The sequence below is a fragment of the Micromonospora sp. SD12 genome (assembly GCF_052068495.1).
Classification (GTDB): domain Bacteria; phylum Actinomycetota; class Actinomycetes; order Mycobacteriales; family Micromonosporaceae; genus Micromonospora; species Micromonospora echinofusca.
In genome coordinates this window covers 242,188-268,437 of sequence record NZ_JBQHDF010000002.1, presented here as the reverse complement: position 1 = coordinate 268,437, position 26,250 = coordinate 242,188, and the positions used below count along the sequence as shown (strand labels likewise).

General features: G+C 73.1%; 24 protein-coding genes and 1 pseudogene. 19 read left to right on the top strand and 6 right to left on the bottom strand.

Annotated elements, in window-relative coordinates; translation table 11 throughout:
- The first annotated feature begins 21 nt into the window (after positions 1–21).
- Positions 22–1,113, top strand: coding sequence for a mannose-1-phosphate guanylyltransferase (locus ACTMS2_RS05020; protein WP_441174324.1), 1,092 nt, complete (start codon positions 22–24; stop codon positions 1,111–1,113).
- On the opposite strand, the gene ACTMS2_RS05015 is transcribed toward ACTMS2_RS05020, so the two are convergent.
- Complete coding sequence (locus tag ACTMS2_RS05015; RefSeq protein WP_441174649.1) at positions 1,082–1,636, bottom strand: NUDIX hydrolase; 555 nt, start codon at positions 1,634–1,636, stop codon at positions 1,082–1,084. The genes ACTMS2_RS05020 and ACTMS2_RS05015 overlap by 32 nt on opposite strands.
- A 195-nt stretch (positions 1,637–1,831) precedes the next feature.
- On the opposite strand from ACTMS2_RS05015, the gene ACTMS2_RS05010 reads away from it, so the two are divergent.
- Entirely contained in the window at positions 1,832–2,866 is a 1,035-nt protein-coding gene (locus ACTMS2_RS05010; protein ID WP_441174323.1) for a hypothetical protein, read from the top strand.
- A gap of 278 nt (positions 2,867–3,144) precedes the next feature.
- Positions 3,145–4,149 carry an ArsR/SmtB family transcription factor gene (locus ACTMS2_RS05005; protein WP_441174322.1) on the top strand — a complete coding sequence of 335 codons (1,005 nt, stop codon included), beginning with the start codon at positions 3,145–3,147 and terminating at the stop codon, positions 4,147–4,149.
- 12 nt (positions 4,150–4,161) lie between these two features.
- Here the strand turns inward: ACTMS2_RS05005 and ACTMS2_RS05000 are convergent, their stop codons facing one another.
- Both ACTMS2_RS05000 and cofD read right to left on the bottom strand, forming a co-directional pair.
- Positions 4,162–5,250, bottom strand: a complete 1,089-nt coding sequence (locus ACTMS2_RS05000; RefSeq protein ID WP_441174321.1) for a coenzyme F420-0:L-glutamate ligase — start codon at positions 5,248–5,250, stop codon at positions 4,162–4,164.
- Positions 5,247–6,194 (bottom strand): 2-phospho-L-lactate transferase, encoded by a 948-nt coding sequence (gene cofD, locus ACTMS2_RS04995; protein WP_441174320.1) that lies wholly within the window; start codon positions 6,192–6,194, stop codon positions 5,247–5,249. The genes ACTMS2_RS05000 and cofD overlap by 4 nt, the downstream gene beginning before the upstream one ends.
- 98 nt (positions 6,195–6,292) lie before the next feature.
- Between cofD and ACTMS2_RS04990 the strand changes: the two genes are divergently transcribed.
- From ACTMS2_RS04990 to ACTMS2_RS04980, 3 genes are all read left to right on the top strand, one after another.
- The gene (locus ACTMS2_RS04990) at positions 6,293–7,246 is read left to right on the top strand and encodes a hypothetical protein (protein WP_441174319.1); all 954 of its coding nucleotides are present in this window, start codon (positions 6,293–6,295) and stop codon (positions 7,244–7,246) included.
- Between the two features lie 248 nt (positions 7,247–7,494).
- The gene (locus ACTMS2_RS04985; protein ID WP_441174318.1) at positions 7,495–10,002 is read left to right on the top strand and encodes a bifunctional FO biosynthesis protein CofGH; all 2,508 of its coding nucleotides are present in this window, start codon (positions 7,495–7,497) and stop codon (positions 10,000–10,002) included.
- Positions 10,003–10,788: 786 nt separating this feature from the next.
- Entirely contained in the window at positions 10,789–11,046 is a 258-nt protein-coding gene (locus tag ACTMS2_RS04980; protein ID WP_007455784.1) for a WhiB family transcriptional regulator, read from the top strand.
- 35 nt (positions 11,047–11,081) lie between these two features.
- Here ACTMS2_RS04980 and ACTMS2_RS04975 read toward each other — a convergent pair whose 3' ends face one another.
- Entirely contained in the window at positions 11,082–11,531 is a 450-nt protein-coding gene (locus tag ACTMS2_RS04975) for a metallopeptidase family protein (protein WP_089001916.1), read from the bottom strand.
- 152 nt (positions 11,532–11,683) lie between these two features.
- Between ACTMS2_RS04975 and ACTMS2_RS04970 the strand changes: the two genes are divergently transcribed.
- The 10 genes and pseudogenes from ACTMS2_RS04970 to ACTMS2_RS04925 all read left to right on the top strand — a co-directional run bounded on the left by ACTMS2_RS04970 (position 11,684) and on the right by ACTMS2_RS04925 (position 20,485).
- A complete protein-coding gene (locus tag ACTMS2_RS04970) occupies positions 11,684–12,052 on the top strand; it encodes a DUF3499 domain-containing protein (RefSeq protein ID WP_089001915.1) in 369 nt (122 codons plus the stop codon).
- A 443-nt stretch (positions 12,053–12,495) separates the two neighbouring features.
- A pseudogene (locus ACTMS2_RS04965) lies at positions 12,496–13,263 on the top strand (helix-turn-helix domain-containing protein).
- A complete protein-coding gene (locus tag ACTMS2_RS04960; protein ID WP_441174317.1) occupies positions 13,254–13,454 on the top strand; it encodes a DUF397 domain-containing protein in 201 nt (66 codons plus the stop codon). The pseudogene ACTMS2_RS04965 and the gene ACTMS2_RS04960 overlap by 10 nt, the downstream one beginning before the upstream one ends.
- Positions 13,455–13,835: 381 nt before the next feature.
- Positions 13,836–14,231: a GntR family transcriptional regulator gene (locus ACTMS2_RS04955; protein WP_441174316.1), complete on the top strand. Its 396-nt coding sequence runs from the start codon at positions 13,836–13,838 to the stop codon at positions 14,229–14,231.
- Entirely contained in the window at positions 14,228–15,127 is a 900-nt protein-coding gene (locus tag ACTMS2_RS04950) for an ABC transporter ATP-binding protein (protein WP_441174315.1), read from the top strand. The genes ACTMS2_RS04955 and ACTMS2_RS04950 overlap by 4 nt, the downstream gene beginning before the upstream one ends.
- Positions 15,124–16,101, top strand: coding sequence for an ABC transporter permease subunit (locus ACTMS2_RS04945; protein WP_441174314.1), 978 nt, complete (start codon positions 15,124–15,126; stop codon positions 16,099–16,101). The genes ACTMS2_RS04950 and ACTMS2_RS04945 overlap by 4 nt, the downstream gene beginning before the upstream one ends.
- A 257-nt stretch (positions 16,102–16,358) precedes the next feature.
- Positions 16,359–17,543, top strand: coding sequence for a polyamine ABC transporter substrate-binding protein (locus tag ACTMS2_RS04940; RefSeq protein ID WP_441174313.1), 1,185 nt, complete (start codon positions 16,359–16,361; stop codon positions 17,541–17,543).
- Between the two features lie 5 nt (positions 17,544–17,548).
- The gene (locus tag ACTMS2_RS04935) at positions 17,549–18,715 is read left to right on the top strand and encodes an ABC transporter ATP-binding protein (protein ID WP_441174312.1); all 1,167 of its coding nucleotides are present in this window, start codon (positions 17,549–17,551) and stop codon (positions 18,713–18,715) included.
- Complete coding sequence (locus tag ACTMS2_RS04930; protein ID WP_441174311.1) at positions 18,712–19,617, top strand: ABC transporter permease; 906 nt, start codon at positions 18,712–18,714, stop codon at positions 19,615–19,617. The genes ACTMS2_RS04935 and ACTMS2_RS04930 overlap by 4 nt, the downstream gene beginning before the upstream one ends.
- Positions 19,618–19,672: 55 nt before the next feature.
- Positions 19,673–20,485 carry an ABC transporter permease gene (locus ACTMS2_RS04925; protein ID WP_441174310.1) on the top strand — a complete coding sequence of 271 codons (813 nt, stop codon included), beginning with the start codon at positions 19,673–19,675 and terminating at the stop codon, positions 20,483–20,485.
- Between the two features lie 61 nt (positions 20,486–20,546).
- Here the strand turns inward: ACTMS2_RS04925 and ACTMS2_RS04920 are convergent, their stop codons facing one another.
- Positions 20,547–22,490, bottom strand: coding sequence for a proprotein convertase P-domain-containing protein (locus ACTMS2_RS04920; RefSeq protein ID WP_441174309.1), 1,944 nt, complete (start codon positions 22,488–22,490; stop codon positions 20,547–20,549).
- A gap of 219 nt (positions 22,491–22,709) precedes the next feature.
- Between ACTMS2_RS04920 and ACTMS2_RS04915 the strand changes: the two genes are divergently transcribed.
- Entirely contained in the window at positions 22,710–24,149 is a 1,440-nt protein-coding gene (locus ACTMS2_RS04915) for an aldehyde dehydrogenase family protein (protein WP_441174308.1), read from the top strand.
- 22 nt (positions 24,150–24,171) lie between these two features.
- On the opposite strand, the gene ACTMS2_RS04910 is transcribed toward ACTMS2_RS04915, so the two are convergent.
- Positions 24,172–25,404, bottom strand: coding sequence for an SUKH-3 domain-containing protein (locus tag ACTMS2_RS04910; protein ID WP_441174307.1), 1,233 nt, complete (start codon positions 25,402–25,404; stop codon positions 24,172–24,174).
- 74 nt (positions 25,405–25,478) lie between these two features.
- Here ACTMS2_RS04910 and ACTMS2_RS04905 point away from each other — a divergent pair, with 74 nt between their 5' ends.
- Positions 25,479–25,898: a YbaB/EbfC family nucleoid-associated protein gene (locus ACTMS2_RS04905; protein ID WP_231925779.1), complete on the top strand. Its 420-nt coding sequence runs from the start codon at positions 25,479–25,481 to the stop codon at positions 25,896–25,898.
- Positions 25,898–26,236 carry a hypothetical protein gene (locus ACTMS2_RS04900; protein ID WP_441174306.1) on the top strand — a complete coding sequence of 113 codons (339 nt, stop codon included), beginning with the start codon at positions 25,898–25,900 and terminating at the stop codon, positions 26,234–26,236. The genes ACTMS2_RS04905 and ACTMS2_RS04900 overlap by 1 nt, the downstream gene beginning before the upstream one ends.
- Positions 26,237–26,250: the final 14 nt, after the last annotated feature.

The following is a 26,250-nucleotide window of genomic DNA, read 5'->3' as shown; positions in this document are numbered from 1 at the left end:
CGAATCGGGCATGATGTGCGGGTGATCTACGCCGTCATTCCGGCGGGTGGCAGTGGCACGAGGTTGTGGCCGCTGTCCCGTGCCGGCCACCCCAAGTTCCTCCACCCGCTGACCGGTTCCACCGCCTCGCTGCTCCAGGCGACGGTGGACCGGCTGGGCCCGCTGACCACCGCCGAGCGCACCCTGGTGGTCACCGGGACCGCGCACGTGGCGGCGGTCGCACGCCAGCTCGCCGGCGTGCCGGAGGAGAACATCCTGGTCGAGCCGTCGCCCCGGGACTCGTGCGCGGCGATCGCCCTGGCCGCCGCGGTCATCGCGCGGCGCGACCCGGAGGCGGTGATGGGCTCCTTCGCCGCCGACCACCTCATCGGTGACCCGGAGCGCTGGCGGGAGGTGGTCCTGCAGGCGGTACGCGGCGCGGAGCGGGGCCTGCTGATGACGGTCGGCATCACCCCGACGCGGGCCGAGACCGGCTACGGCTACCTCCAGACCGGGGACCCGGTCGACGGGGGCCCGCTGCGGCCGGTCGCCGAGTTCAAGGAGAAGCCGAGCGCGGAGGTGGCCGAGGCGTACCTGCGCTCCGGGCGGCACCTCTGGAACGCCAGCATGTTCGTCTGGCGGGTCGACGTGTTCCTCGCCGAGCTGGCCCGCCAGCAGCCCGCCCTGCACGCCGGGATCGTCGCGATCGCCGAGGCGTGGGGCACCGAGGAGCAGGACGACGTGCTCGGCACGGTCTGGCCGACGCTGCCGAAGATCTCCGTCGACTACGCGGTGATGGAGGGCGCGGCGACCGCCGGCCGGGTGGCGACCGTGCCGGGCGACTTCGGCTGGAACGACGTCGGCGACTTCCACACGCTGGGCGAGGTGCTGCCCGCCGACGCGGACGGCAACGTGGTGCTCGGCGTCGACGCCAAGCCGGGGGTGCTGCTGCGCGACAGCACCGCCCTGGTCGTGGTGCCCCACTCCGGGCGCCTGGTGGCCGCCGTCGGCGTACACGACCTGATCATCGTCGACACGCCGGACGCGCTGCTGGTCTGCCCACGGGACCGGGCGCAGGACGTCAAGAAGGTCGTCGACGAGCTCAAGGAACGGGGCGAAGAGGGGCTCGTCTGAGCGTCGCGAGGGCCGGGGCGACCAGGCGTGCCGTCCCGCCGGCCAGCGGCTGCGGCAGCCGGTCCGGCGGGAACCAGCCGAGCGCCTCGGACTCCTCGCTGACCCGCTCCACCGCGCCGGGCGGGGCGAGCACGGCGAAGCGTACGTCGTGGTGCAGCGAGCCGCCCTGGCAGCTCACCGGGTGGATGTCGACGTCGATCGGTACCGGGTCGATCCGCAGGCCGGCGATGCCGGACTCCTCACCCGCCTCGCGCAGGGCGGCGGCGGCGAGGGTCCGGTCGACCGGCTCGCAGTGCCCGCCGAGCTGCACCCACCGCCGGAACTTGCCGTGCAGGCAGAGCAGCACCCGTGACCCGGTGGCGTCGAGGACCAGCGCGCTCGCCGTGACGTGCCCGGGCCGGTGCGTCCGGCTCATCGCCACCGGCCCGGCGGCCAGCAGCGCCAGGGTGCGGTCGCGCGCCTCGGCGGCGTCCGGGCCGGTGGGCTCCCAGCGGCTCAGCGTCGCGAGGGCGTCGGCGTGCAGCGCCGTGTGCGCCTCGGCGTGCCGCGCCTCGTCCGCTACGGCGTGCCGCGCCTGATCCGCCCCGGCGTGCGGGGCCGTGTGCGTCTCGGTGGGCGGCGTCCGCGCCTCCGCGTCCGGCGACGGTCGGGAGGCGGCGGCGGTGGGGGAGTCGGCCATGCCGACACTGTACGAGCCGACGCTTCGTACCCTGGCCGGGTGACCTTGCGACTGTTGGAGTTCGTCGTGGCCGGCAACGAGGCCAGCGATCTGCTGCCGGTGCGCTCCGCGCCGCTGCTGCGGGTGCACGGTGCCCGGCGCGGCTTCTGGACCGTGCTGGACGAGGGGCCGGTGGAGCAGTGCCTGGCCCTGCTGCTGGAGCTGGACGACGGCCGCTGGGTCGCCCACCACGTGGCCGCCGACGCGGGGGCGGAGAACGGCCGTACGGAGGACGGCGAGGCGCTGGCCCACCACGACGGCTGGGTGTACGTCTTCGGCTCCCACTTCGGCTCGAAGGCGGGGCCGCTGCGCCCGCGACGCGCCTTCGTGGCCCGGTTCCGTGAGGACGACGCGGCGGCGGGCCGCGTACCGGTGCAGGTGGTGCGTAACCGGTTCCGGCTGCACCGGGCGGTCAACGACGCCCTGCTCAAGGCGGCGTTCATCCCGCTGCCGCCGGGCGAGCGGGTGCGGGCCCGGTTCATCGGGGAGACCGTGGCCCGGGGCACGGCCCGCGCGAAGGGCTGGGTCAGCCGGCTCGTCCCCGACGACCTGCCGCTGAACGTCGAGGCGGCGGCCTTCACGCCGACCGGCGGTGTCCTGCTCGGGCTGCGCTTCCCGGTCACCACCGACGGCGAGCCGATCCTGGTCGAGCTGACCGGGGTGCCGGGCATGTTCGACCCCGTGCCGAGCTGGCCGCAGGCGTCGGGGGCGTACGTCCTGACGGGGGTGACGCCACCCGGCGCGCTGGCCGGCTTCCGGGCGATCACGCCCACGGACGACGGCGGCTACGCGGCGATCGTCGGGTCGATCGACGCGTTGGGCAAGGGCTCGGTGCTGCTCGACGACCATCCGGCCGGCGGCGAGGTCACCTCCCGGCACGTCCGGTTTCCCCCGCCCGGCGACGGGCACCTGGTCCCCGGCCAGGTGGTGGCCGAGCTGGCGCCGTTCCACCACGTGGAGGGGGTGGCCGAGTGCGACGGGCAGAGCTTCTACGTCACCGACGAGGACCATCGGGTGGCGCTCTGGGTCGGTTGACCGGCGGTGGCCGACGACCGGACGACACCTCCGCGGAGCAAGGCCGCAGACCCTCGTGGTGTCGCCCGGCCGCCGGTCTTCCCCGCCCCCGGGTGCCCGGTTCCGGGCGTGTCGGGTGAAGCACCCGCCCCCGTGCACGGGCAGTGGAAGCATGCCCAACGGCCCCGGGGGACGTCGAGGTCTTTCAGCCCACGCTTAAAAACGGAGATAAGTGCCGGCCAGGTACAGTGCAAACGGTTGCCAGGCATCCCCCCTGCCGGGCGACGCGGGAGCCGTCCATGCTGAAGATCTACTTTTCCGCCGAGGACATCCTCCGGACCCGGGTGGCTCCGGCGGCGGACCCGGTGTGGGAGCTGGTTCTCAGCCTGCACCTGCTGCCCGGCCGTGGCCGGGACCCGCTGCTGGCGGGCTGGCGGCGCAGCGTGACGCGCGGCCTGCGTGAGGGCAGTGACTCGGCGGGGCTGCGGCTGCTCCTGACGCTCAACCCGCCCCGCGGCTACTTCCCGGACTTCCTCACCCCGTACCAGAGCATGTCGGGGTTCGAGGCCGGCATGGAGGCGGTCCGCAGCACCCCCGTGGCGCTGCTGCAACGCGACCTGGCGCTGCTCGCCGCCGGCAGTTCCCTGCCGGCCGGCGCCGCTCCGCTGGCCCGGGGCGAGCCGGACACGCTGCGCGACCTGACCGGCGCGATGGAGCGTTACCGCGGCCTGGCCATCGATCCGTACTGGACCCGGATCCAGGCGGCGGTGGAGGCCGACCGGGCCCGGCGGGCCCGGGCCCTGCTCGACGGCGGGGTGGAAGGGCTGCTGGGCAGCCTGCGGCCGGCCATGCGGTGGGAGTCGGGGGTGCTGGAGATCCGCGACTACCCGCACAGTCGGGAGCTGCACCTGGGCGGGCGCGGGCTGCTGCTGGTGCCGTCGTTCTTCTGCGCGTCGACACCGGTCGCCCTGCTCGACCCGGCGCTGCCGCCGGTCCTGGTCTATCCGGTGGACCGGCTCGGCGGCCTGCTGCCGGCCCCCGGCGAGGGCGGCGGCGTCGGCACGCCCGACCCGGGGCGGGAGGCGCTGGCCGCGCTGCTGGGGCGTACCCGGGCCGCCGTCCTGGCGGCCAGCGACGACGGCTGCACCACCGGCGAGGTGGCCCGCCGGCTCAACATCTCGGCCGCCGCGGCGAGCCAGCACACCACCGTGCTGCGCAACGCCGGCCTCCTGGTCAGCCAGCGCGACCGCAACACCGTCCTGCACACCCTGACCCCGCTGGGGCGGTCGATGCTCAACTCCTGAGCGCGCGGGCCGTCACAGGGCCAGGGCGGCGCTGGCGGTGGTGCCGGGGGGTGGGGGCAGCAGCAGGGAGGCGACGCCCTCGGTCGCCAGGGCGGTGCGGAAACGTTGCAGGTCGGCGCCGAAGCGGACCAGATCGACCGGGCCGGCCGGGGTGGCCGGAGAACCGAGCACCAGCGTCGTCGCCTCCGCCGGCCACCCGGGCACCCGGGCGGTCAGCCCGGCGCGGGCCTCCTCGTCGCCTACCAGGCTGAAGACCGTGCCGGGCGCGACGACCCCCGCGACCGCGCCGATCGCCCGGCGTACGGCCGCCGGGTCGGGCGGGGTCGGGTTGAGGCCGTCCGCCAGGGTGGCGGCGGCGGCCAGCCCGGCGGCCTTCGCCTCGGCGGTGCCCAGCGAGAACAGGTCCATGGACGCGTCCCGGACCAGCGCCGACGCGCCGACACCATCGTCCGGCCGGGGGGCGGTGAGGTAGCCGCGTACCACCGCCACCGGCATCTGGTCACACTTGCCCTTGATCAGCTCGCCCGCGCCGGCCAGCTCGTCCACCACCGCCATCTGGGTGAGCTGGAGCTCGTTGCCGTACGGGTCGACCTCGCCCCGGTGGTCGCGGATCGCGTCCATCCCGGCGACACCGAGCGCGACGTCGGTCAGCCCGTTGCGCCAGGGCCGGCCCATCGTGTCGCTGACGATCACCGCGACGTCCACGCCGTGGCGCTCGCGCAGGGCGGCGCGCAGCGCCCGGGCCGAGGCGTCCGGGTCCTCGGGGAGCAGGACGAGCCGGGTCTTGTCGACGTTCGAGGCGTCGATGCCCGCCGACGCCATCACGAAGCCGTGGTGGGTCTGCACGATCCGGGTGGCGCCCCGGGTGGCCACCACCCGTGCCGTCTCGGCAGCCAGCACCTCGTCCCGCGCGGCGAGCCGCTCCGGGCCGTCCGCCGGGACGTCGACCAGGCGGCCCTCCGCCTTCGAGACGATCTTGCTGGTCACCACCAGCACGTCGCCGTCGCGCAGCCAGGGCGCGGCGGTGGCGATCAGGGCTGCCAGGTCGTCGCCCTCGGACACGTGGCCGATGCCCGGCACCGGCAGGATCTCCAACCTCACGTCAGCTCCAGCGCGGCGCGGACCATGGCCGCCGTCGCCGCCTCGTCGGTCATCCGCAGCGGCGCCGCGCGGACCGTCACCTCCGGCACCACGGCGCCGGCGTCCTCCTCGGCGACCAGCCAGCCGTCGAGCAGCCCGCCCGCCGGCCGGCCGCCGTAGAGCCGCCCCACGCCGGCCGCGCTGCACTCCACCCCCAGCACCGCCAGGCAGCGGTCGGCCATGCCGCGCACCGGCGCGCCGCCGATGATCGGCGACACGCCGACCACCGGAGCGGGACCGTCGGCGACCGCCTCGCGCAGCCCGGGCACGGCCAGGATCGGGGCGACGCTCACCACCGGGTTGCTCGGCGCGATGAGCACCACGTCGGCCCCGGCGATCGCCTCCAGCACGCCGGGCGCGGGCCGGGCGGTCTCCGCGCCGACGAAGACGAACCGGTGGGTGGGGACGTCGCCGCGGTGGCGCACCCACCACTCCTGGAAGTGGATCGCCCGCTGGCCGCCGTCGAGCTCCACCACCACGTGCGTCTCCAGCCGGTCGTCGGTCGCCGGCAGCAGGCGTACGCCGGGCTGCCAGCGTTCGGCGAGCGCCTCGGTGACCGAGTGCAGCGGGTAGCCGGCGTTGACCATCGTGGTCCGCACCAGGTGGGTGGCGACGTCCTTGTCGCCGAGCCCGAACCAGGTGGGCTCGGCGCCGTACGCGGCGAGTTCCTGCTTGACCGTCCAGCTCTCGCCGACGCGCCCCCAGCCCCGCTCGGGGTCGGCGCCGCCACCCAGCGTGTACATGACGCTGTCCAGGTCGGGGCAGACCTTGAGCCCGTGCAGGAGCAGATCGTCGCCGACGTTGACCACGGCGGTCACCTCGGCGCCGACCTCGCGGGCGTACGCCCGCACGCCGACCAGGAAGCGAGCGCCTCCGATGCCGCCCGTCAGAACCACGATGCGCATCCGCCCATCCTCGCGCACGGGCCGCCTCCGGTCCGCCGGTGGGCGGGGAGACTAGGCTCACGTCGGCAACCGTCCGCATTCGCCCCGAGGGGGATCCCGTGACCAGCCCCGCCGAGCCCGCGTCCAACGACGCGACGCAGGCCAGCCAGCTGACCAAGCCGCTGCGTGAACTCGCCGCGTTCGTGCTCCTCGGCGCGAACGCCGTGTTCCTCTTCGTCGGCCTGATCCGGCTGGTGACGCCGACCGAGTACAGCACATTCGGCGGCCGGGCGGGCAGCGCCTTCTTCGCCTTCGTCGGCGTGGAGGCGGTCTTCCTGCCGCTGCTGGCCGTACTGCTCGCCACGCATGTGAAGCCCCCGGTGCCGAAGGCGAAGCTGATCACCCAGGTCGCCCTGGGCGAGTACGCCGTCAGCGCCCTGTTCGGCGGGCTGACCTTCCTCTTCTGGACGGTCGACCGGCTGGCCGAGGGCGAGATCCTCGACGCCTTCCTGGGCCTGCTCAGCCGCGTGGCCTGGCTGGCGCTCTTCGCGGTCGCCGCGTACGTCGTGTTCAAGATCTGGCGCACCCTCTACCACGTGCCGAAGCCGAAGCCCCAGCCCGGCGTGTACGGGCAGCCGCAGCCCGGGTGGCCCCAGCAGCAGGGCGGCTACCCCGCCCCGGGCCAGCAGGTCCCCGGGCAGCAGGTTCCGGGTCAGCAGGTCCCCGGCCAGCAGGGCGCCTGGCAGGCGCCGGGCCCTTACGGCGCCCCGTACGGTCAGCAGCCCGCGCCGTTCGCCGGCGGCCCGCAGCAGGGTTCGCCGTTCGCCCCGGCACCGCAGTCGGCGCCCCCGGCGCCGCAGTCCGCGCCCCCGGCCACTCCCGCGCCGCCGTTCGGCCAGCCGCAGAGCGCCCCGCCGTTCGGCCCGCCGCCCTCGGCCGACCCCACCCAGGCGATCCCGCGCCAGCCCGTCGAGCACGCCGAGCCCACCCAGGCGATCCCGCGTCCCACCGGCGACGAGACCGACCGCACCCAGCGCATCGATCCCGGCGACAACCCGGACGCCCCTCGCTGATCGCGGCCATGTCCCACCCGAGCGCCCCGCACGGCCCACCGTGCGGGGCGCTCGCTGTCCCACCCACTCCAGCATGGCGAGGGGCGGGCCAGCATGGCGAGGGGCTGGTCGGCGCGGCGAGGGCGGGCCGGCAGGACGGGGGTGGGCTCAGCACGGAGGCGAGGGTGGGCGCGGGGGTGCGCATGTTCACGTCGTGGGCCCAGGTGGGCAGGGGCGGAACGGGCCGGATGAGCGCCTAGGCTGGGCGGATGGTTGATCGCACCGTGCCCGGCCCGACCGACGCGAGCGTGCGGCGGGCACTGCACCGGGCCGCGACCGGGCGGACGCTGGACGTCGACGAGGCCACCGCGCTGCTGGCCGCCCGGGGCGGGGCGCTGGACGAACTGCTGGACGTGGCGGGCGCCGTGCGCGACGCCGGGCTGCGCGAGGCTGGGCGGCCGGGGGTGGTCACGTACTCGAAGAAGGTCTTCATTCCCCTCACCCGGCTGTGCCGGGACCGGTGCCACTACTGCACCTTCGCGACGGTGCCCCACCGGTTGCCGGCGGCCTTCCTCGACCGCGACGAGGTCCTCGCCATCGCCCGGGCGGGCGCGGCCCAGGGCTGCAAGGAGGCCCTCTTCACGCTCGGTGACCGGCCGGAGGAGCGCTGGCCGGCGGCCCGGCAATGGCTGGACGAGCGCGGGTACGACTCCACGCTGGACTACCTGCGCGCCTGCGCGGTGGCGGTGCTGGAGGAGACCGGGCTGCTGCCGCACCTGAACCCGGGCGTGCTCTCCTGGTCGGAGTTGCAGCGGCTCAAGCCCGTCGCGCCCAGCATGGGGATGATGCTGGAGACCACGGCGACGCGGCTCTGGTCGGAGCCCGGCGGCCCGCACTTCGGCTCGCCGGACAAGGAGCCTGCGGTACGGCTGCGGGTGCTCGACGACGCGGGCCGGGTCGGGGTGCCGTTCACCACGGGCATCCTGATCGGCATCGGCGAGACCCCGGCCGAGCGGGTCGACGCGATCTTCGCGATCCGCCGGGCCCACCGCGAGTACGGCCACCTCCAGGAGGTGATCGTGCAGAACTTCCGCGCGAAGCCGGACACGGCGATGCGCGGCATGCCCGACGCCGAGCTGCACGACCTGGCCGCCACGGTGGCGGTGACCCGGGTGCTGCTCGGGCCGAAGGCCCGCATCCAGGCCCCGCCGAACCTCATCGCGGGCGAGTACGACCTGCTGCTGCGCGCCGGCATCGACGACTGGGGCGGGGTGTCCCCGCTGACCCCGGACCACGTCAACCCGGAGCGCCCCTGGCCGCAGATCGACGAGCTGGCCCGGCACACGGAGAAGTCGGGATTCACGCTGCGTGAGCGGCTGACGATCTACCCCGAGTACGTGCGGGCCGGCGACCCGTGGCTGGACCCGCGCCTGCTGCCGCACGTCGGTGCGCTGGCCGACCCGGCGACGGGGCTGGCCGTCGAGGACGCCCGGCCGGTGGGCCGCCCCTGGCAGGAGCCCGACGAGACGTACGGCGGGCGGACCGACCTGCACACCACCATCGACACCACCGGGCGGACGGGCGACCGGCGCGGCGACTTCGACCACGTCTACGGCGACTGGTCCGAGGTGGCCGGAAAGGTCACCGCCGGCGGCGGGGGCAGGACCGACGACGACCTGCGGGCCGGTCTGCGGCTGGCGGCCGACGACCCGGCCGCGCTGCTGGAGCCGAGGCACGCCGACGCCGCGCTGGCGCTGTTCGCCGCCGACGGGCCGGCGCTGGACGAGCTGTGCCGGCTCGCCGACGACGTCCGCCGGGCGGCGGTCGGCGACGACGTGACGTACGTGGTCAACCGCAACATCAACTTCAGCAACGTCTGCTATGTCGGCTGCCGGTTCTGCGCCTTCGCCCAGCGGGAGCGCGACGCCGACGCGTACCGGCTCTCGGTGGAGCAGGTCGCCGACCGGGCCGAGGAGGCGTGGGCGGCCGGCGCCAGCGAGGTCTGCCTCCAGGGCGGGATCGACCCGAAGCTGCCGGTGACCATCTACGCCGACCTGGTCCGGGCGATCAAGGCGCGGGTGCCGGGGATGCACGTGCACGCGTTCTCGCCGATGGAGATCGTCACCGCCGCCGCCAAGGCCGGCGTGTCGGTGAGGGAGTGGCTGACCGGGCTGCGCGAGGCCGGGCTGGACACCATCCCGGGCACCGCCGCCGAGATTCTCGACGACGACGTGCGCTGGGTGCTCACCAAGGGCAAGCTGCCGGCCGCCGCCTGGGTCGACGTGGTCGGCACGGCCCACGAGCTGGGCATCCGGTCCAGCTCCACCATGATGTACGGCCACGTGGACCACCCCGCGCAGTGGCTCGCGCACTTCCGGGTGCTGGCCGGGGTGCAGGACCGTACGGGCGGCTTCACCGAGTTCGTGGCGCTGCCGTTCGTGCACACCAACGCGCCGATCTACCTGGCGGGCATCGCCCGCCCGGGGCCGACGTGGCGGGAGAACCGGGTCGTGCACGCGATGGCCCGGCTGCTGCTGCACGGCCGCATCGACAACATCCAGTGCTCGTGGGTGAAGCTCGGCGACGAGGGTACGGCGGTGATGCTCCGGGGCGGCTGCAACGACCTGGGTGGCACGCTGATGGAGGAGACGATCTCCCGGATGGCCGGCTCCGGCAACGGCTCGGCGCGTACCGAGGAGCAGTTGATCGCCATGGCGGCGGCCGCCGGTCGACCGGCCCGCAGGCGCACGACGGCGTACGGCAGCCCCCGACCCTAGCCTGGCCGGCGCCCGGTGGGTCGCGCGGCAGCCCGCTCGGACCGGTCGCGCGGCGGTCTCGCCCTGACGGGTCGCGTGTCGATCCGCACTGACCGGTCGCGTGCCGGTCCGCCCTGGTCGGCCGCGATGGACATCGACGGCCGTGGCGACCGTCCACGCCGGATTCCGCGTCCCGCGCCGTCGTCAGGGTGGGCGCGACGGCCGTGTCCGTACCGCCTGTTGGGACCGAAGCGCTTCGATCGGGCGGGATTTCCCTCGCGGGTGGAGCGCCGCCGGAAGCGCCCGGCGCAGCAGCGTGTCGGCGGCTGACCGGAAGCGGGGAGGCCGCCTCGCGTCGACGCGCCGCGTCCACATGGTGGGCGCGGCGCGGTCGCCGTCCCGGGCTCGGCGGGCGGTACGCGCCAAGTCGGGTTAACCTGTGCCCCACCAAGATCAACGGATCGTGGTGGGTGACTTCCGAGGGTCTCCATCGTCCTGCCCCGCCGGTCCGATGGGGAGGCGCCACGGGAGAAAACTCGGGCAACTCGCCGGAGAGGGCGTTACTCGGCCGGGGTCTGAATCGATAGGGCAGGTTGCGGGGCCGGGTGGTCGGGTGGCCGTCCGGAGTGTTGTCGGGAGGGCGACTCCATTATCAAGTCCGGCTTGACGGCGCACGCATTACACGCGTGTAATTTGAATGGGGTTGTTCGCACGGAACGCAACGAATCGGGACCGTACGGACAAGCACGCCTTCCGCGTGGGGGGTTGCAGCGGCGATGACGCCGGTGCGCGACAAGGAGGCATCTGATGGACGGCCAGCTTGAGGTGGCCGACCTGCTCGGAAACGCGCCGGAGTGGCAGGAGCGGGCGCTCTGCTCCCAAACCGATCCGGAGGCGTTCTTTCCCGAGAAGGGCGGCTCGACCCGCGAGGCGAAGCGGATCTGCTCGCGCTGCGAGGTGAAGACGGAATGCCTCGAATACGCTCTCGGCCACGACGAGCGATTCGGGATCTGGGGTGGGCTCTCGGAGCGGGAGCGGCGCAAGCTCAAGCGGCGGGCCGCCTGAGCGTTGCCGGGCCGGGGCGGTGGGGGCCGCCCGGCTCAGGCCAACTCGTCGGGGTCCACCCCGAGCAGATTGGCCACCTGTTCGATGATCACGTCGTGCACGAGATCCGCGAGGTCCTCGCGATCCATCGCACGGAACTCCAACGGCCGGCGGTAGAGCACGATCCGCGGCGGCACCTCCTGTCGGCCCGGCCGGCCCGGCAGCAGCCGGGCGAGCGGCACCTCGCCGTCCTCCAGCACGTCGGAGTCATAGACGTTGAGGTCCGGCGGGACGTCCTCCACCGCGAACTCGACGCCGGCCAACTCCTTGGCGAACCGCCGTTCGAGGGTCTCGACGGTGTCCAGCACCAGATCGTCGAAGATCTCCGCCTTCGTACGCGCCAACGGCACCGTCGCCGGCACCAGCCGCCCGCGCAGACCGCGGCCGTGCCGGTCGCGGTGGGCGCGCCGGCCAGGGCCGGGGCGGCGGTGTTCCGGGCTCGTCATGAGGAAAGGTTAGCGCCCGCACCGACCTGGCCTGCGGCAGCGGCACCGGCGCGGCGCGGCGCGACCGACCGGGCCGAATTGTGATCACCGTGACGGGCGTGTCGCAACGCGAAGCAGTGCGCCCGACCCGGTAATGGAGATACCCTGCCGCCGTGAGGTCACCACGGCGCTGCTCCCGTAATGGCTGCCCCCGGCAAGCGGTCGCCACGCTGACCTATGTCTACAACGAGTCGACAGCGGTGGTCGGCCCGTTGGCGGCGTTCGCCGAGCCGCACACGTACGACCTCTGTGAACCGCACGCCCGGAGCCTGACGGCGCCGCGCGGCTGGGACGTCGTCCGGCACGAGGGCGAGTTCGAGCCCCCGCCGCCCACCACCGACGATCTGGTCGCCCTCGCCGAGGCCGTCCGCGAGGCCGCCCGCCCGGTGGCCCCGCGCCCGCCCGAGGACGACCAGGCCACCAACTCGACCCCCCAGACGGGCCGTAGGGGTCACCTGCGCGTCATCCCCCCGAACCACTGACCCGCCGCCTCGGTGCGTCCCGGCCGTAGCAGAGGTCGCGGCGGGAGTCACGGGAGCCGGGAGAGAAGCCCGCGCGGACCCGGCAGCCCTGCCTGCGGGCCGGATGGGCGCGCCGGGCACTGTCGAGCTGAACCGTCTACGACATCGCGGCGCCGCCGCCGGTGGCGCCGGCCGTCGGCGAGCCTGGGCGCAGGCACGCCAACGATGCGCCGGTCCACCTTCCACGTCGGTCCAACCCGCACGTCGGTTGGCCTGGCGTCGCTCGTTCCGGTGCCTGGTCCGACGCTGCGGCGGAGCATGTCCAGGGCCTTTTCCGGGCGGTCGTCGGGCACCTCGGACGCGCGAAACAGATCCCGCCGCGACACGCCGGCAGCGTGACGACAAGGGCACTCAGCGTGGCTACCGTGCGCCCCAGTGTGATCGCGGGCGCGGGAGGTCGGATCGTGAACGAAGCACTGCGGGTGGCGATGGCCGAGAAGGGGGAGACCGCCGAGTCGCTGGCGGAGAAGGTGGGTGTCGACCCGAAGACGGCGGGACGGTGGCTCGCCTCGGGCCGGATCCCGCATCCCAGGACCCGGCTCGCCGTCGCCGAGGTCCTCGGGCGCGACGCCGCCGAGCTGTGGCCGGAGCCGTTCCGCCGCCGCGACCTGCCGTGGTTCCGGCCGTGGGCCGAGCTGGAGCAGGACGCCGTCACGATCAGGTCGTACGAGCCGCTGCTCGTGCCGGGCCTCCTTTAGACCGAGGGGTACGCCCGCGCGGTGCTGGCGACCGGCGGCCTGCTGCCGGCGGCCGAGGTCGACGAGATCGTGGGCGGCCGGCTCGCCCGGCAGGCGATCCTGGCCCGGGACGCCCCGCCCCAGCTCGTCGCCGTGATCGACGAGGTGGTGCTGCGCCGGCGGGTGGGGGACGAGGCGGTGATGGCCGCGCAGCTGGCCCACCTGCTGGCGGTCGCCGCGCAGGAGCACGTGCAGGTCCGGGTGATCCCCGCCGAGGCGCCGTGGCACACCGGCCTCGCCGGGCCGTTCGTGCTGATCCGGCTGCCCGACGGCGCCGAGACGGCCTATCTGGACAACCAACTGCGCGGTCAGGTCGTGACCGAGAGTGCCGACATTGCTAGCCTGGGCGCGAGATGGGAGAGCGTCGCCGGCGAGGCGCTGCCGCGACGCCAGTCGATCGAGCTGATCGGGGAAGTGGCGACGACATGGACATGACCGACGCCCGCTGGCGCACCGCGACCCGCAGCAGCAACAACGGCGGAAACTGCGTCGAGGTGGCCGACAACCTGCCCGGTCGGGTGCTCGTGCGGGACAGCAAGGACCGCGCCGGGGGCGTGCTCACCTTCGCGCCGGACGCCTGGCGGGCGTTCGTCGGGTCGGCCGGCCGTGACGGGCGCGCCGGCTGATCGGGCGGTGCCGCAGGCTGCACGTCTGTCCGCGCAGCTTCAGCTCAGGCGACTGTGGTCGAGTCTGATCGAAGTCACGGCGTAGCGGTGACTAGCTTGTGTCTCAACCTCGGGCCCGGCCTGGCGCCGGACCATTCTTACCGGTAACCCGCCAGACCTCCGATACCTGCCCCAGCCGCGGTCCACGCGGCCAGCCGCCTCATCGCGTACATCGCCGGTCCGTTGTCACTGTCGCCGCCGCGCCCCGACCGCGCGGGTACCCGCGCGGTCGGGGCGCGGCGTGCGCCCGGATCCGGTGCCGCGGTCGTGCGGGCGCGTCGGCTATCTTGACCGCCAACTTACTGCTTTACTAGGGTACTAGTAAAGCAGTAAGGAGCTGCCGTGTTCGTCTTCCGGCTCGACACCCACTCCGGCGTGCCGCCGTACCTGCAACTCGTCCAGCAGGTCCGCCAGGCGGTGCTGCTGGGCTTTCTCCAACCCGGTGACCGCCTCCCGCTCATTCGCGAGGTGGTCGAGGACCTGGCGATCAATCCGAACACCGTCGCCAAGGCGTACCGGCAGATGGAGCAGGAGAGCCTGGTCACCGGCCGGCCCGGCCAGGGCACGTTCGTCAATGAACAGCAGTCGGCCGCGATGTCGGCATCGACGTACACGTCGCTGCGCCGCGGCCTGACGACCTGGCTGCGCCGCGCCTACGCGGCCGGCCTCGACGAGCAGGCGGTCAACGCGCTTTTTGCTTCCGTCCACCAGCAGACGAGGAATGAGGACGTGGCGTGACAGCGACCGAGTTCGCGCTGAGCACCGACGGTGTGGGCAAGCGGTACCGGAAGGGCTGGGCGCTGCGCGACTGCACCCTGGCCCTGCCGGCGGGCGGCGTGATCGCCCTGGTCGGGCCGAACGGCGCGGGCAAGACCACGCTGCTGCGCCTGGTCGTCGGGTTGCTGGCACCGAGCACCGGCACGGTGGAGGTCCTCGGCCACGACGTCACCGCCAGCACCCCGCAAACTCTGTCCCGGGTCGGGTTCCTGGCCCAGGACCATCCGCTGTACAAGCGCTTCACCGTCGCCGAGATGCTCCGCTTCGGCCGGGCCTGCAACCTGCGGTTCGATCAGGGGCTGGCCGAGCGCCGGCTGGCGAAGCTGGGCATTCCGCTCGACCGCAGGGCCGGAACGCTCTCCGGCGGGCAGCAGGCCCAGGTCGCGTTGGCTCTGGCCCTGGCGAAGCGGCCGGACCTGCTCGTCCTCGACGAGCCGGTGGCCAGCCTCGACCCGCTGGCCCGGCACGAGTTCCTGCAGGTCCTCATGGGCGCGGTGGCCGAAGGCGGGGTGACCGTCCTGTTCTCCTCCCACGTCGTGCACGAGCTGGAGCGCGTCTGCGACCACCTGGTCGTGCTTAACCACGGCCGGGTAACGCTCACCGGTGACATCGACACCCTCCTCGCCGAACACCGGCTGCTCGTCGGCCCGCGCACGGCCACCGACCTCGACCGGGCCGGCGCCGTCGTGGAGGCCGTCCACAGCGACCGGCACACGACCCTGCTGGTGCGCGACGGCGCGATCCCGGCCGCGCCTGGGTGGCAGGCCCAGCCGGTCGCGCTGGAGGACCTGGTGCTGGCGTACCTGCGCCGGCCGTCCGAGCCGAGCGCCGCGGTCACGTCGGGGGTGGCGGCATGACGTGGTTGATCTGGCGCCAGCACCGGACCGAGGTCTGCGTCCTGGGTCTGCTTGTCGGCATGTTCGGCATCGCCCTGCTCGTGCTCGGGACGCAGGCCCACGACCTGTTCCCCGGCGGTCCCGCCCGGTGTGCGGGGGAGGTTGGTGTCAACGAGGCCTGCGCGGCCTCCTTCCGCCGGCTCGACGAGGAGTACGGGAACGTCGAGAACCTCCTGGCGGCCTTCTACCTGGTCCCCGTCGTCATCGGTGCGTTCCTCGGCGCGCCGCTGCTCGCGCGCGAACTGGAGGACGGCACCTGGCAACTCGCCTGGACGCAGGCCGTGCCGCGGATGCGCTGGCTGACGGCCAAGCTCGCGGCACTGGCCGGCGTCACCGTCACGCTCACCGGGATGTTCACCGCGGTGCTCACCTGGTTCCGTCAGCCGTTCGACGCGTGGGAAGGGCGGTTCCAGTACGACGCCTTCGACGTGGAGGGACTTGTTCCGGTGGCGTACGCGCTGTTCGCGTTCGGCGTCGCCACCGCCGCCGGGGCGATCCTGCGGCGCAGCCTGCCCGCGTTCGGCGTCGCGTTCGGGGCGTTCCTCGCCGCCCGGATGTCGGTGGGGCTGTTGGCCCGTCCCGCGTACGCCACCCCGCTCACCACCATGGAGCCGGTCCCCGTCGGCGGCTCGAAGGACCAGGCGGGGCACCGGCCCGTGCCCAGCTTCGCTGACTGGATAATCGAACACGGCTACGCAGACGCCACCGGTCGCAGGCTGAGCTCGACCGAGTACTACGAGCTGGAGGGCGCCGCCAACCGGGCCGGCACCAACCTCAACCAGTTCCTGCACGCGCGGGGCATCCAGCAGTTCGAGGTCTACCACCCGGCCGACCGGTTCTGGACGTTCCAGCTCATCGAGGCGGCCCTGTTCATCGCCGTCGCGGCGGTCCTGATCGGTGTGGTGGTGTGGCGGGTACGGCGCCGAATGATCTAGCTTGATCTTGACCTACGGTGAGCGTGTGAGCACCCCGTCCCCGCCGAAGAGGTTCAAGGTCAAGCTGGGCGGCCCCCTTGACCGTTGGGCTCGCGGGGCGGTCTGGCTGCTGGAGGACGTGGAAGGGCGTTGTTGGACACGGACCCGCCGTCCGTCGTCGCCGTCGGCTCATGCCAAGATCTGTCGTTCACCGCACCTGACCCCTCGCCGGCAGGTCACCCCGCCCGACCGCCGGCGAACGCGCAAGGAGTCGTCACATGCGAACTCCCCTCCGGCCCCTCACCCGGCGCGGGCTGCTGACCGGCGCGCTCGGCTCGGCGGCGCTGCTGGCGGCGGGCGGCTCGCTGGCCGGCTGCGGCACCAGGGCCGCCACCCAGACGGAGGCCGGCTGCGTCAGCGAGGACCTGTCCGGCACCGAGAAGACGCTGACGTTCTCCAACTGGCCGCAGTACATGGACGTGGACGACGCCGACGCCGCCAAGCGACCCACCCTGGACGCGTTCGTCGCCAAGAGCGGCATCCAGGTCACCTACACCGAGGACATCAACGACAACAACGAGTTCTTCGGCAAGGTGCAGAACCAGCTCGCGGGATGCCAGCCCACCGGGCGGGACATCATGGTGCTCAGCGACTGGATGTCGGCGCGGATGATCCGGCTCGGCTGGGTCCAGAAGCTCGACACGTCGAAGCTGCCCAACGTCGAGGCCAACCTGCTGCCCTCGCTGCGCGGCCGGTCCTTCGACCCCGAGGACCAGCTCGCCATCCCGTGGCAGTCCGGCCTGGCCGGCCTCGCCTACAACGGCAGGGTGACCAGGGAGATCCGTACGGTCGACGAACTGCTCACCCGCCCCGACCTCAAGGGCAGGGTGACCGCGCTGGCCGAGATGCGCGACACCATGGGCCTGCTGCTCCAGTCGAACGGCCACGACCCGGCGAACTTCACCGGCGCCCAGTTCGACGACGCGCTCGCCAAACTGAAGAAGGCCGTCACCGCCGGGCAGATCCGCCGGTTCACCGGCAACGACTACGCGCCGGAACTCGCCAGAGGCGACGTCGCCGCCTGCATCGGCTGGTCCGGCGACGCCGTCCAGCTCGGCTTCGACGACGACAAGATCAGGTTCGTGGTACCCGACTCCGGTGCGATGATCTGGTCGGACAACGTGGTGGTGCCGAACAGGGCCAGCCACAAGGGCAACGCCGAGCGGCTCGTCGACCACTACTACGACCCGGCGATCGCCGCCCGGCTCGCCGCGTTCGTCAACTACATCTGCCCCGTGCGGGGCGCCCAGGCCGAGATGGAGAAGATCGACCCGACGCTTGCCGCCAACCCGCTGATCTTCCCCGACGACGCCATGCTCGCCAGGTGCAAGGTCTTCATGGCGCTGGACGAGAAGCAGGAACGCGAGTACGAGGGCAAGTTCCAGCAGGTCATCGGGGCGTGAGTGGGATGGGTGGGACGACTGCGGGGCGCGGGGGCCCGGCCGGCGACCTGCGGCTGGCCAACCTCACCAAGCGGTTCGGCGCCGTCACGGCGGTGGACGACCTCAGCCTGACCGTCGCGCAGGGCGCGTACTTCGCCCTGCTCGGCCCGTCCGGCTGCGGCAAGACCACCACGCTGCGGATGACCGCCGGCCTGGAGGAGCCCACCGGCGGGCAGGTGCTGCTGGGCGAACGGGACGTCACCCGGCTGCGCCCGCACAAGCGGCCCGTGAACACCGTCTTCCAGAGCTACGCCCTCTTCCCGCACCTGGACGTCTTCGAGAACGTCGCGTTCGGCCTGCGTCGGCGGGGCATCCGCTCCGTCGACGACGAGGTCATGGGCATGCTCGCGCTGGTGCAGCTCGACGACCACGGCCACCGCCGCCCCGCCCAGCTCTCCGGTGGGCAGCAGCAGCGGGTCGCGCTGGCCCGGGCCCTGGTCAACCGCCCGCAGGTGCTGCTGCTCGACGAGCCGCTCGGCGCGCTGGACCTGACGCTGCGCCGGCGGATGCAGCTCGAACTCAAGCGGATCCAGACCGAGGTCGGCATCACGTTCGTGCACGTCACCCACGACCAGGAGGAGGCCATGACGCTGGCCGACACCGTCGCGGTGATGAACGCCGGGCGGATCGAGCAGCTCGGCGCCCCCGCCGATCTCTACGAGTACCCGGCCACGGCGTTCGTGGCGAACTTCCTCGGCCAGTCCAACCTGCTCGCCGGCGAGGCGGCCGGCGCGGGCGGCGGCGAGGTGTCGGTGTCGGCGCACGGCCGCCGCTTCTCGGTGCCCGTCGGCCGGGCCCGGGTCGAGCGGGGTCCGGTCCACCTGGGCGTACGCCCGGAGAAGCTGCACCTGGTCGACTCCGCCGACCAGGTCCCCGCCGGGTGCCAGCACGTCACCGGCATCGTCACCGACGCCTCCTACGTGGGGGTGAGCACCCAGTACCTGCTGCGTACCGGCTGGGGCGGCGAGCTGTCGGTCTTCGTGGCCAACACGGGCACCGCCCGGCCGGTGCCGGTGGGCGCGGAGGCGGTCGCGTACTGGGACCCTCGGCACGCCTTCCTGCTGCCCCGGGAGACCGGCGAGCAGGATCGGAGCGCGCCGGTGCGGGACGAGCCGGTCGGCGCGTCCTCGTGAGCGTCCCGGCCCGGCGGCCCACCGGAGCCGGCGAGCCGGCGCCGCCCCGCCGGCCCGGACGGCAGGGGCTCCTGCCGTACCTGCTGCTGTTGCCCGCGGCGGCGTGGCTGGTGCTCTTCTTCGCGGTGCCACTGGTGCAGCTCGCCGCCGCCAGCCTCTACGACCCCGCCGGCTCGCTCGCCACCGGGTACGCGATGGGCTGGGCGTTCGGCAACTACCCCGACGCGCTGGCCGCGTACTGGCCGCAGTTCGGGCGGTCCTTCTTCTACGCCGGCGCCGCCCTGGTGCTGGCGCTGCTGGCCGGCTACCCGCTCGCGTACGCCATCGCGCAGAAGGCCGGCCGGTGGAAGAACCTGCTGCTGGTCTGCGTGGTCGCGCCGATGTTCACCAGCTTCCTGGTGCGCACGCTGGCGTGGAAGACCATCCTGTCGGACAACGGCTGGCTCGTCGGGCTGCTGCGCGACGTACACCTGCTCGGCGCCGACGGCCGGCTGCTGGCCACCCCCGTCGCGGTGGTGCTCGGCCTGACGTACAACTTCCTGCCCTTCCTGGTGCTGCCGCTGTACGCGAGCCTTGAGCGGCTCGACCCCCGGCTGCTGGAGGCGGCCGGCGACCTCTACGCCGGCCCGTGGCGGGCCTTCCGGCGGGTCACGCTGCCGCTGTCCATGCCCGGCCTGGTCGCCGGCACGCTGCTGTTCTTCATCCCGGCCAGCGGCGACTACATCAACGCCGAACTGCTCGGCACCCCCAACGAATACATGATCGGCAACGTCATCGACTCCGCGTTCCTGGTCCGGCTGGACTACCCGCAGGGCGCGGCGCTGTCGTTCCTGCTGATGGCGGCGATCCTCGCGGTGGTCTTCGGCTACCTGCGCCGGGCCGGCACGGAGGAGGTCCTGTGAGCGCGAGGAGTGCAGCGCAGCCGAGCCCCGCAGTCGCGAACGAGAGGCCGGCCCCGTGAGCGCGCGGATCTCCCGCTGGCTGGCCGACCGGTGGATCATGGGCGTGGCGCTGCTGGCGCTCGGCTACCTGCTCCTGCCGATCGCCGTGGTCGCCGCCCTTTCCTTCAACCGCCCCTCCAGCCGCCTGTCGTACGACTTCAACGAGTTCACCCTCGACAACTGGCGCAACCCGTGCGCCACCTCCGACATGTGCGACGCGGTGGTGCGCAGCGTCCAGATCGGCTTCGTCGCCACCGTGCTCGCCACGGTGCTGGGCACCCTGATGGCGTTCGCGCTGGCGCGGCACCAGTTCCGCGGCCGCTCCGGGATCAACGTGCTGATCTTCCTGCCGATGGCCACCCCCGAACTGGTGATGGGCACCTCACTGCTGGCCCTCTTCGTCTCCGCCGGGGTGCCGCAGGGCTTCTGGACCGTCGTCGTCGCGCACGTGATGTTCTGCCTGTCGTTCGTGGTGGTCACCGTCAAGGCACGGCTGGCCGGGATGGACTCCCGGCTGGAGGAGGCCGCGATGGACCTCTACGCGAGCGAGTGGCAGACCTTCCGGCGGATCACCCTGCCGCTGGCGCTGCCCGGCATCGTGGCCGCCGCGCTGCTGGCGTTCTCGCTCTCCTTCGACGACTTCATCGTGACGAACTTCAACGCCGGCACCACCGTCACGTTCCCCATGTACGTCTGGGGTGCCGCCCAGCGGGGCATCCCGCCGCAGGTCAACGTCATCGGCACCGCCATGTTCGCGGTCGCGCTGCTGCTGGTGCTGGCCGGCACCCTACGCGGGCGGCGGACGAGAAGGGCCCCTCGCCGCGCGTGAGCGGTGGCGAGGGGCCCTTCGGCGCGGCCGTGCTGCGGGCCGTGCCTGGAGCTGACGAACCCTAGAGAATCAGGGTCCAGCCGTCGATGTAGCCGGTGTCGCCGGACGCGGCGTCCTGGACGCGCAGCTTCCAGGTGCCGTTGCGGGTCTCCGAGGAGAGGTTGACGGTGTAGGTCTGGTTGATGTTGTCGGCGGAGCCGCCCGAGCGGTTGTGCAGCGTGTAGGCGCTGCCGTCGGGGGCGACGAGGCTGACGACGAGGTCACCGATGTAGGTGTGCACGATCTGCACGGCGACCTTGCTGGTCGACGAGGCGGTGCCGGTGCAGCCGGTGATCGCGATGCTGCTGGTGACGGTCGCGTTGTCGCTGACGGTCACGTTGTTGGCGTTGCTGCCGGTGCAGTCCGTCGAGCCGGAGCCGCCCAGGTTGAGCGTCCAGCTGTTCAGGTACCCGGTGTCGCCGCTGGCGGCGTCCTGGACGCGCAGCTTCCAGGTGCCGTTGGCGACCTCGGAGGAGAGGTTCACCGGGTAGGTCTGGTTGATGTTGTCGGCGGAGCCGCCGGTGCGGTTGTGCAGCGGGTAGGCGCTGCCGTCGGGGGCGACGAGGCTGACGACGAGGTCACCGACGTACGTGTGCACCAGGTCGACGGCGACCGTGCTGGCGGCGCCGGCGTTGCCGGTGCAGCCCGCGATGGTGATGGTGCTCTCCACCGTGGCGTTGTCGCGGACGGCCACGTCGGTGCCGTTGGTCTGGGTGCAGCCGGTCGGCGGGGGCGGCGGCGGGGGCGTGGTGCCGCCGTCGCCGACGTACAGCAGCTTGTTGGGCGAGCCGGTGCCGGGGCTGGTCACCGCGTTGCTGGTGGCGTCGGCGACGAGCTTGTCGCGCACCTGCTGCGGGGTGAACGTCGGGTTGGCGGCGACCACGAGCGCGGCGGCGCCGACCACGTGCGGGGTGGCCATCGAGGTGCCGCTGATGGTGTTCGTGGCCGTGTCGCCGGTGTGCCAGGCCGAGGTGATCGAGCTGCCGGGGGCGAAGATGTCCAGGCAGGTGCCGATGTTGGAGAACGACGAGCGGGCGTCGGTGTTGGTGGTCGAGCCGACGGTGATACCGGCCGGGGTGCTGGCCGGGGAGCTGTTGCAGGCGTTCGCGCCGCTGTCGTTCCCGGCCGCGAGGCCGTAGCTGACGCCGTCGGCGATGGAGCGGGCCACCGCGTCGTTGACGGCCTGGTTGAAGCCGCCGCCGAGGCTCATGTTGGCCACCGCGAGCTGACCGGCGGCGTGGTCGCCGGTCACCCAGTCGACGCCCTGGATGACGCCGGCGTTGGTGCCGCTGCCCGCGCAGTCGAGCACCCGTACGCCGACCAGCGTGACGCCCTTGGCCACGCCGTAGGCGGTGCCGCCGACCGTGCCGGCCACGTGCGTGCCGTGCCCGTTGCAGTCGTCGGCGGTGCCGCCGTCGATGGCGTCGAAGCCGGAGACGGCACGACCACCGAAGTCGCTGTGGCTGAACCGGATGCCGGTGTCGATGATGTACGCCTTCACGCCCGAGCCGGTGTTCGGGTAGGTGAAGGAGTTGTTCAGCGGCAGCGCGCGCTGGTCGACCCGGTCCAGGCCCCAGGACGGGGTGGGGCTCTGCGTACCGCTGATCCGCATGGTGTGGTTCTGCTGCACGTAGCGCACCGAGGGGTCGGCGGCGAGCCGCTTGGCCTCCGCCTCGGACAGCCGGGCCTCGAATCCGCGCAGCGCGTTCTGGTACGTCCGGTTGACCGCGCCGCGGTGCCGGCCGGCGAGGTCACGCGCCTTCTTCGTGACGTCGGCCCGGCCCACGGAGGTGTCCTTGAACACCACGATGTACGACTCGTCGACGGCGGTGGCGCCGCCGGCCATGAGGATCTGTCCCTCGGCGGGGGCGGCCATCGCCGGGGCGCCGAACGCCACGGCGGTGGCGACGGCGGCGGTCAGCACACCGGCGCGCCAGCGGCGCACGGCTGGATAGGGGAGTGTCATCCCTCGGGTGTTCCTCTCGCTACACGACGGCGGGTCCCGCCATCGATCGCAATTGATCAAAGTGAGCACGAGCGTAGGGCCTCCACGGCAAAAAGTGGAGACGTGAGGACGTCTTGTGTTTGGACGGCGAACTGCGGTAATGCATCGACGCCTCGCGAGGTCCCGGCCGCCGCCCGCTCGTGCGGATCAGCTCCCTGCGGAGGGTCTACGCTGCTGCGTGTGGACTCCGTCGCGTTCCAGGTCGCCTCCCGCCCCGCCCACGGCGAGGGCGAGCTGACCGTCCACCACCCGTACGACGGGCGCGTCGTCGGTCGTACCACCCTCGCCACCGCCGACCAGGTCGAAGCGGCCGTCGCGGCAGCCGCCGGGGTGGCCGCGGAGGCCGCGGCCCTGCCCGCGCACGCCCGCGCGGCGGCCCTGGACCACGTCTCCCGGCGCCTCGCCGAACGGGCCGAGGAGTTCGCGCGGCTCATCACCGCCGAGAACGGCAAGCCGCTGAAGTGGGCCCGCGCCGAGGTCGGCCGCGCCGTCTCCACCTTCCGCTGGGCCGCCGAGGAGGCCCGGCGATTCTCCGGCGAGCTGCAACGCCTCGACACCGACCCCGCCGCCACCGGGCGGATCGCCCTGGTCCGGCGGGTGCCGAAAGGGCCGGTGCTCGGCATCACGCCGTTCAACTTCCCGCTGAACCTCGTCGCGCACAAGGTCGCCCCGGCCATCGCCGTCGGCGCACCGATCGTCGTCAAGCCCGCCCCCGCCACCCCGCTGTCGGCGCTGCTGCTGGGCGAGCTGCTCGCCGGGACCGACCTGCCGGCGGGGATGTTCTCGGTCCTGCCGCTGCCCAACGAGCGCGCCGCCGAGCTGGTCGTCGACCCCCGGCTGCCGGTGGTCTCGTTCACCGGCTCCGGGCCGGTCGGCGCGGCGATCCGCCGCCGCGTGCCCGAGAAGCACGTCACCCTGGAGCTGGGCGGCAACGCCGCCGCCGTGATCTGCGAGGACTGGAACACCGACGAGGACCTGACGTTCGCCGCGCACCGCATCGCGACGTTCTCCAACTACCAGGCCGGCCAGTCGTGCATCGCCGTGCAGCGCGTCTACGTGCACGAATGGCTCTACGACGCGTTCCTGCCCCGGCTCGTCGCGGCGGTGCGGGAACTGCGCGTCGGCGACCCGTCCGACCCGCTCACCGACGTCGGGCCGCTGATCTCCGCCGACGCCGCCGCGCGGGTCGAGGCGTGGGTGGACGAGGCGGTCACCGCCGGCGCCGCCATCGAGACGGGCGGCCGGCGCGAGGGCACGACCTACCCGCCGACCGTGCTCTCGGGCGTACCGGCGGACGCCAAGGTCCGTACCGAGGAGGTCTTCGGGCCGGTGCTGGTGGTCGCCCGCGTCGCGCACGACCAGGCCGCGTTCGCCGCCGTCAACGACTCGGCGTACGGGTTGCAGGCGGGCGTCTTCACCCACCGCCTCGACACTGCCTTCGCGGCGCACCGCACGCTGGAGGTGGGCGGGGTGATCGTCGGCGACGTGCCGTCGTACCGGGCCGACCAGATGCCGTACGGCGGGGTGAAGGGCAGCGGCGTCGGGCGCGAGGGCCTGCGCAGCGCCATGGACGACTACACGGAGCCCCGGGTGATGGTGCTGACCGGCCTGTCGCTGTAGCCGCTCGCCCGGCGCCGCCCGCTCACCAGGTGCCGTCGTCGCGTACGCGGGCCGGCGCCCGGCCGAGCAGCAGGGTGGTCAGCGCGGCGTCGATGTCCTCGCCGAGGAACCACTCGCCGGCCTGGTCCAACGCGAAGATCCGACCCCGCTGGTCCACGACGAAGATGCTCTCCTGCCGCTCGGTGCCGATGGGGAAGAGCCGTACGCCGAGCACGGCGGCGAAGTCCGCGAGCGTGTCGGCGGTGTGGGCGACCTGTCGCGGACGGATGTCGAAGCGCGAGATCCAGACCTGCTCGCCCGGCCCGCGCCGGGCACCTACCAGGCTCGGGAAGGCGGTGAGTGTCGCCAGGACTGCGGGAAAGTCGACATGCGCGGACGTCTCACCCCTGACGGCCCCGACGTCCCTGATGGCGGACAGGGCGACGATCTCGTCGCCGAAGTGCGGGCGCCAGCCGGCCGCGACGAGCGCCTGGGCGACCTCCGGGTGGAAGCGGCCCGGGGCGGGGTCCGGCTGTGGGTCGGGCTGCCACGGCATCGTGAACGCCCGGTCGGACCAGGGCAGCACGTTGAAGTCCACGAGCATGTCGACGCACGAGTCGCATGGGCGGTCGGCGAGGCCGCCGTTCGGATCGCCCGGCTCGCGTACGCGATAGACCTCGAACCGGGCGGTATGGAGGATGTCCTTCGCGTCGGCCATGCCGAGGGGGGCGATGCCTTCGGCGGCGCGGTGGTGGTCGTAGTGGTGCAGGACGTCGGAGACGACGATGAGTTCGGCGTGCCGTTCGCCGCCGCGTACGAGGTGCCCGGGGGGGAGTCCGTCCAGGTAGGAGCGTACGAGTGGGTGGTGGTTGAGCGTGACGTCGCCCTTGGCGCCGTGCGCGCGGAACAATCGTCCTTCGAGTGTCAGGTGCGCCGCCGTGTTGGGCGTCGGCAGGCGGCGGATCTCGCGGAGCAGTTGGCTTGCCGGATCGACCGTGCGAGGCACAGGCGAGCCTGCCGGCCGACTCCGGCGGTACATCTGCGCGACGGTGTCGGCGGGCACGCGGGGCCAGGTGGTCACCTCGCCGGTGAGCTTGTCCACCACCGTGGTCGGCAGGTCGCCGGGAACCGTCCTGGCCTCGATGGGCACGGTGGAAGTGATGATGTAGCCGAGGTCGAACTCGTCGACGCTGTGGTGGCATTCGTGTCCCAGGCGCTGTGACTCGCGGCGGGCCCACACGGCGGCGAGTTGCTCGGCCTGTTGGCGATCGATCACGGCTTGAAAGTACCGGACCCCACGGATTCGTGGCGGCCGGTATGGTTCGCCCTACCGACGGTAACCGGGGGAGGGTGGCGTTGGCCGAGAGTGTGGACCGGGACGCCAATCGTGCGCTGCGGGCGCGGTTCGACGAGGTGTACGGGGACTATCAGCGGCTCAGGTCCGGCCTGGACGAGCTACAGGTTCGGCTCGCCGAGTTGCGGGTGACCGAGCGCTCCGAGGACGGCCAGGTGACCGCCACCGCCGGGGCCCGGGGCGAGGTGATCTCGGTGGAGCTGCACCCGTCCGTCTTCAACGACCGTGACGCGAAGGCGTTGGGCCGCAAGATCACCGCCACCGTCCACCGGGCCGGCGCCGCGGCGGTCGCCGCCACCCAGGAACTCGTGGCCGGTTACCTGCCCGCCGGCTCCGGGGCGACGGACTTCCTGCGTACGGGTGACTTCGGTTCGCTGCTGGGCCGCGCCGACGCCGTGCTGCGCCGGAGCGAGTGATGGAGGGTCAGCTCTGGCTCGACCCGCAGCGCGCTCGGCGTGGGGGCGTCGACCTCTCGTTGTCCGGCGAGGCGATCACGGCACGTCGCCGCGAGGCAGGCGGTGCCATCGCGGCAGCGAGCGGTCGGTCGCCGTGGGGCAAGGACGACATCGGGGCCGCCTTCGAGCAGAAATATCGCGGCTTCGAGGAACTGGTCCTGCGCACGTGGGAGGGAATCGGCCGGCACGTGGAGGGCCTCGGTGCCGACGTGGTCCGGTCGGTGGACGCCAACCTGCGGACGGACGCGGCGAGTGCCGGTCGGCTCGGGCGCGCCGGTGACCGGCACCAGCAGCGTTGATCCGCTGAGGAGTT

Coding starts and splice junctions, on each gene's coding strand:
- ACTMS2_RS04940 (WP_441174313.1), top strand. CDS start 16,359: ATGCGAACTCCCCTCCGGCCCCTCACCCGGCGCGGGCTGCTGACCGGC.
- ACTMS2_RS04900 (WP_441174306.1), top strand. CDS start 25,898: ATGGAGGGTCAGCTCTGGCTCGACCCGCAGCGCGCTCGGCGTGGGGGC.
- ACTMS2_RS04960 (WP_441174317.1), top strand. CDS start 13,254: ATGGACATGACCGACGCCCGCTGGCGCACCGCGACCCGCAGCAGCAAC.
- ACTMS2_RS04985 (WP_441174318.1), top strand. CDS start 7,495: ATGGTTGATCGCACCGTGCCCGGCCCGACCGACGCGAGCGTGCGGCGG.
- ACTMS2_RS04945 (WP_441174314.1), top strand. CDS start 15,124: ATGACGTGGTTGATCTGGCGCCAGCACCGGACCGAGGTCTGCGTCCTG.
- ACTMS2_RS04920 (WP_441174309.1), bottom strand. CDS start 22,490: ATGACACTCCCCTATCCAGCCGTGCGCCGCTGGCGCGCCGGTGTGCTG.
- ACTMS2_RS04980 (WP_007455784.1), top strand. CDS start 10,789: ATGGACGGCCAGCTTGAGGTGGCCGACCTGCTCGGAAACGCGCCGGAG.
- ACTMS2_RS04935 (WP_441174312.1), top strand. CDS start 17,549: ATGGGTGGGACGACTGCGGGGCGCGGGGGCCCGGCCGGCGACCTGCGG.
- cofD (WP_441174320.1), bottom strand. CDS start 6,194: ATGCGCATCGTGGTTCTGACGGGCGGCATCGGAGGCGCTCGCTTCCTG.
- ACTMS2_RS04975 (WP_089001916.1), bottom strand. CDS start 11,531: ATGACGAGCCCGGAACACCGCCGCCCCGGCCCTGGCCGGCGCGCCCAC.
- ACTMS2_RS05005 (WP_441174322.1), top strand. CDS start 3,145: ATGCTGAAGATCTACTTTTCCGCCGAGGACATCCTCCGGACCCGGGTG.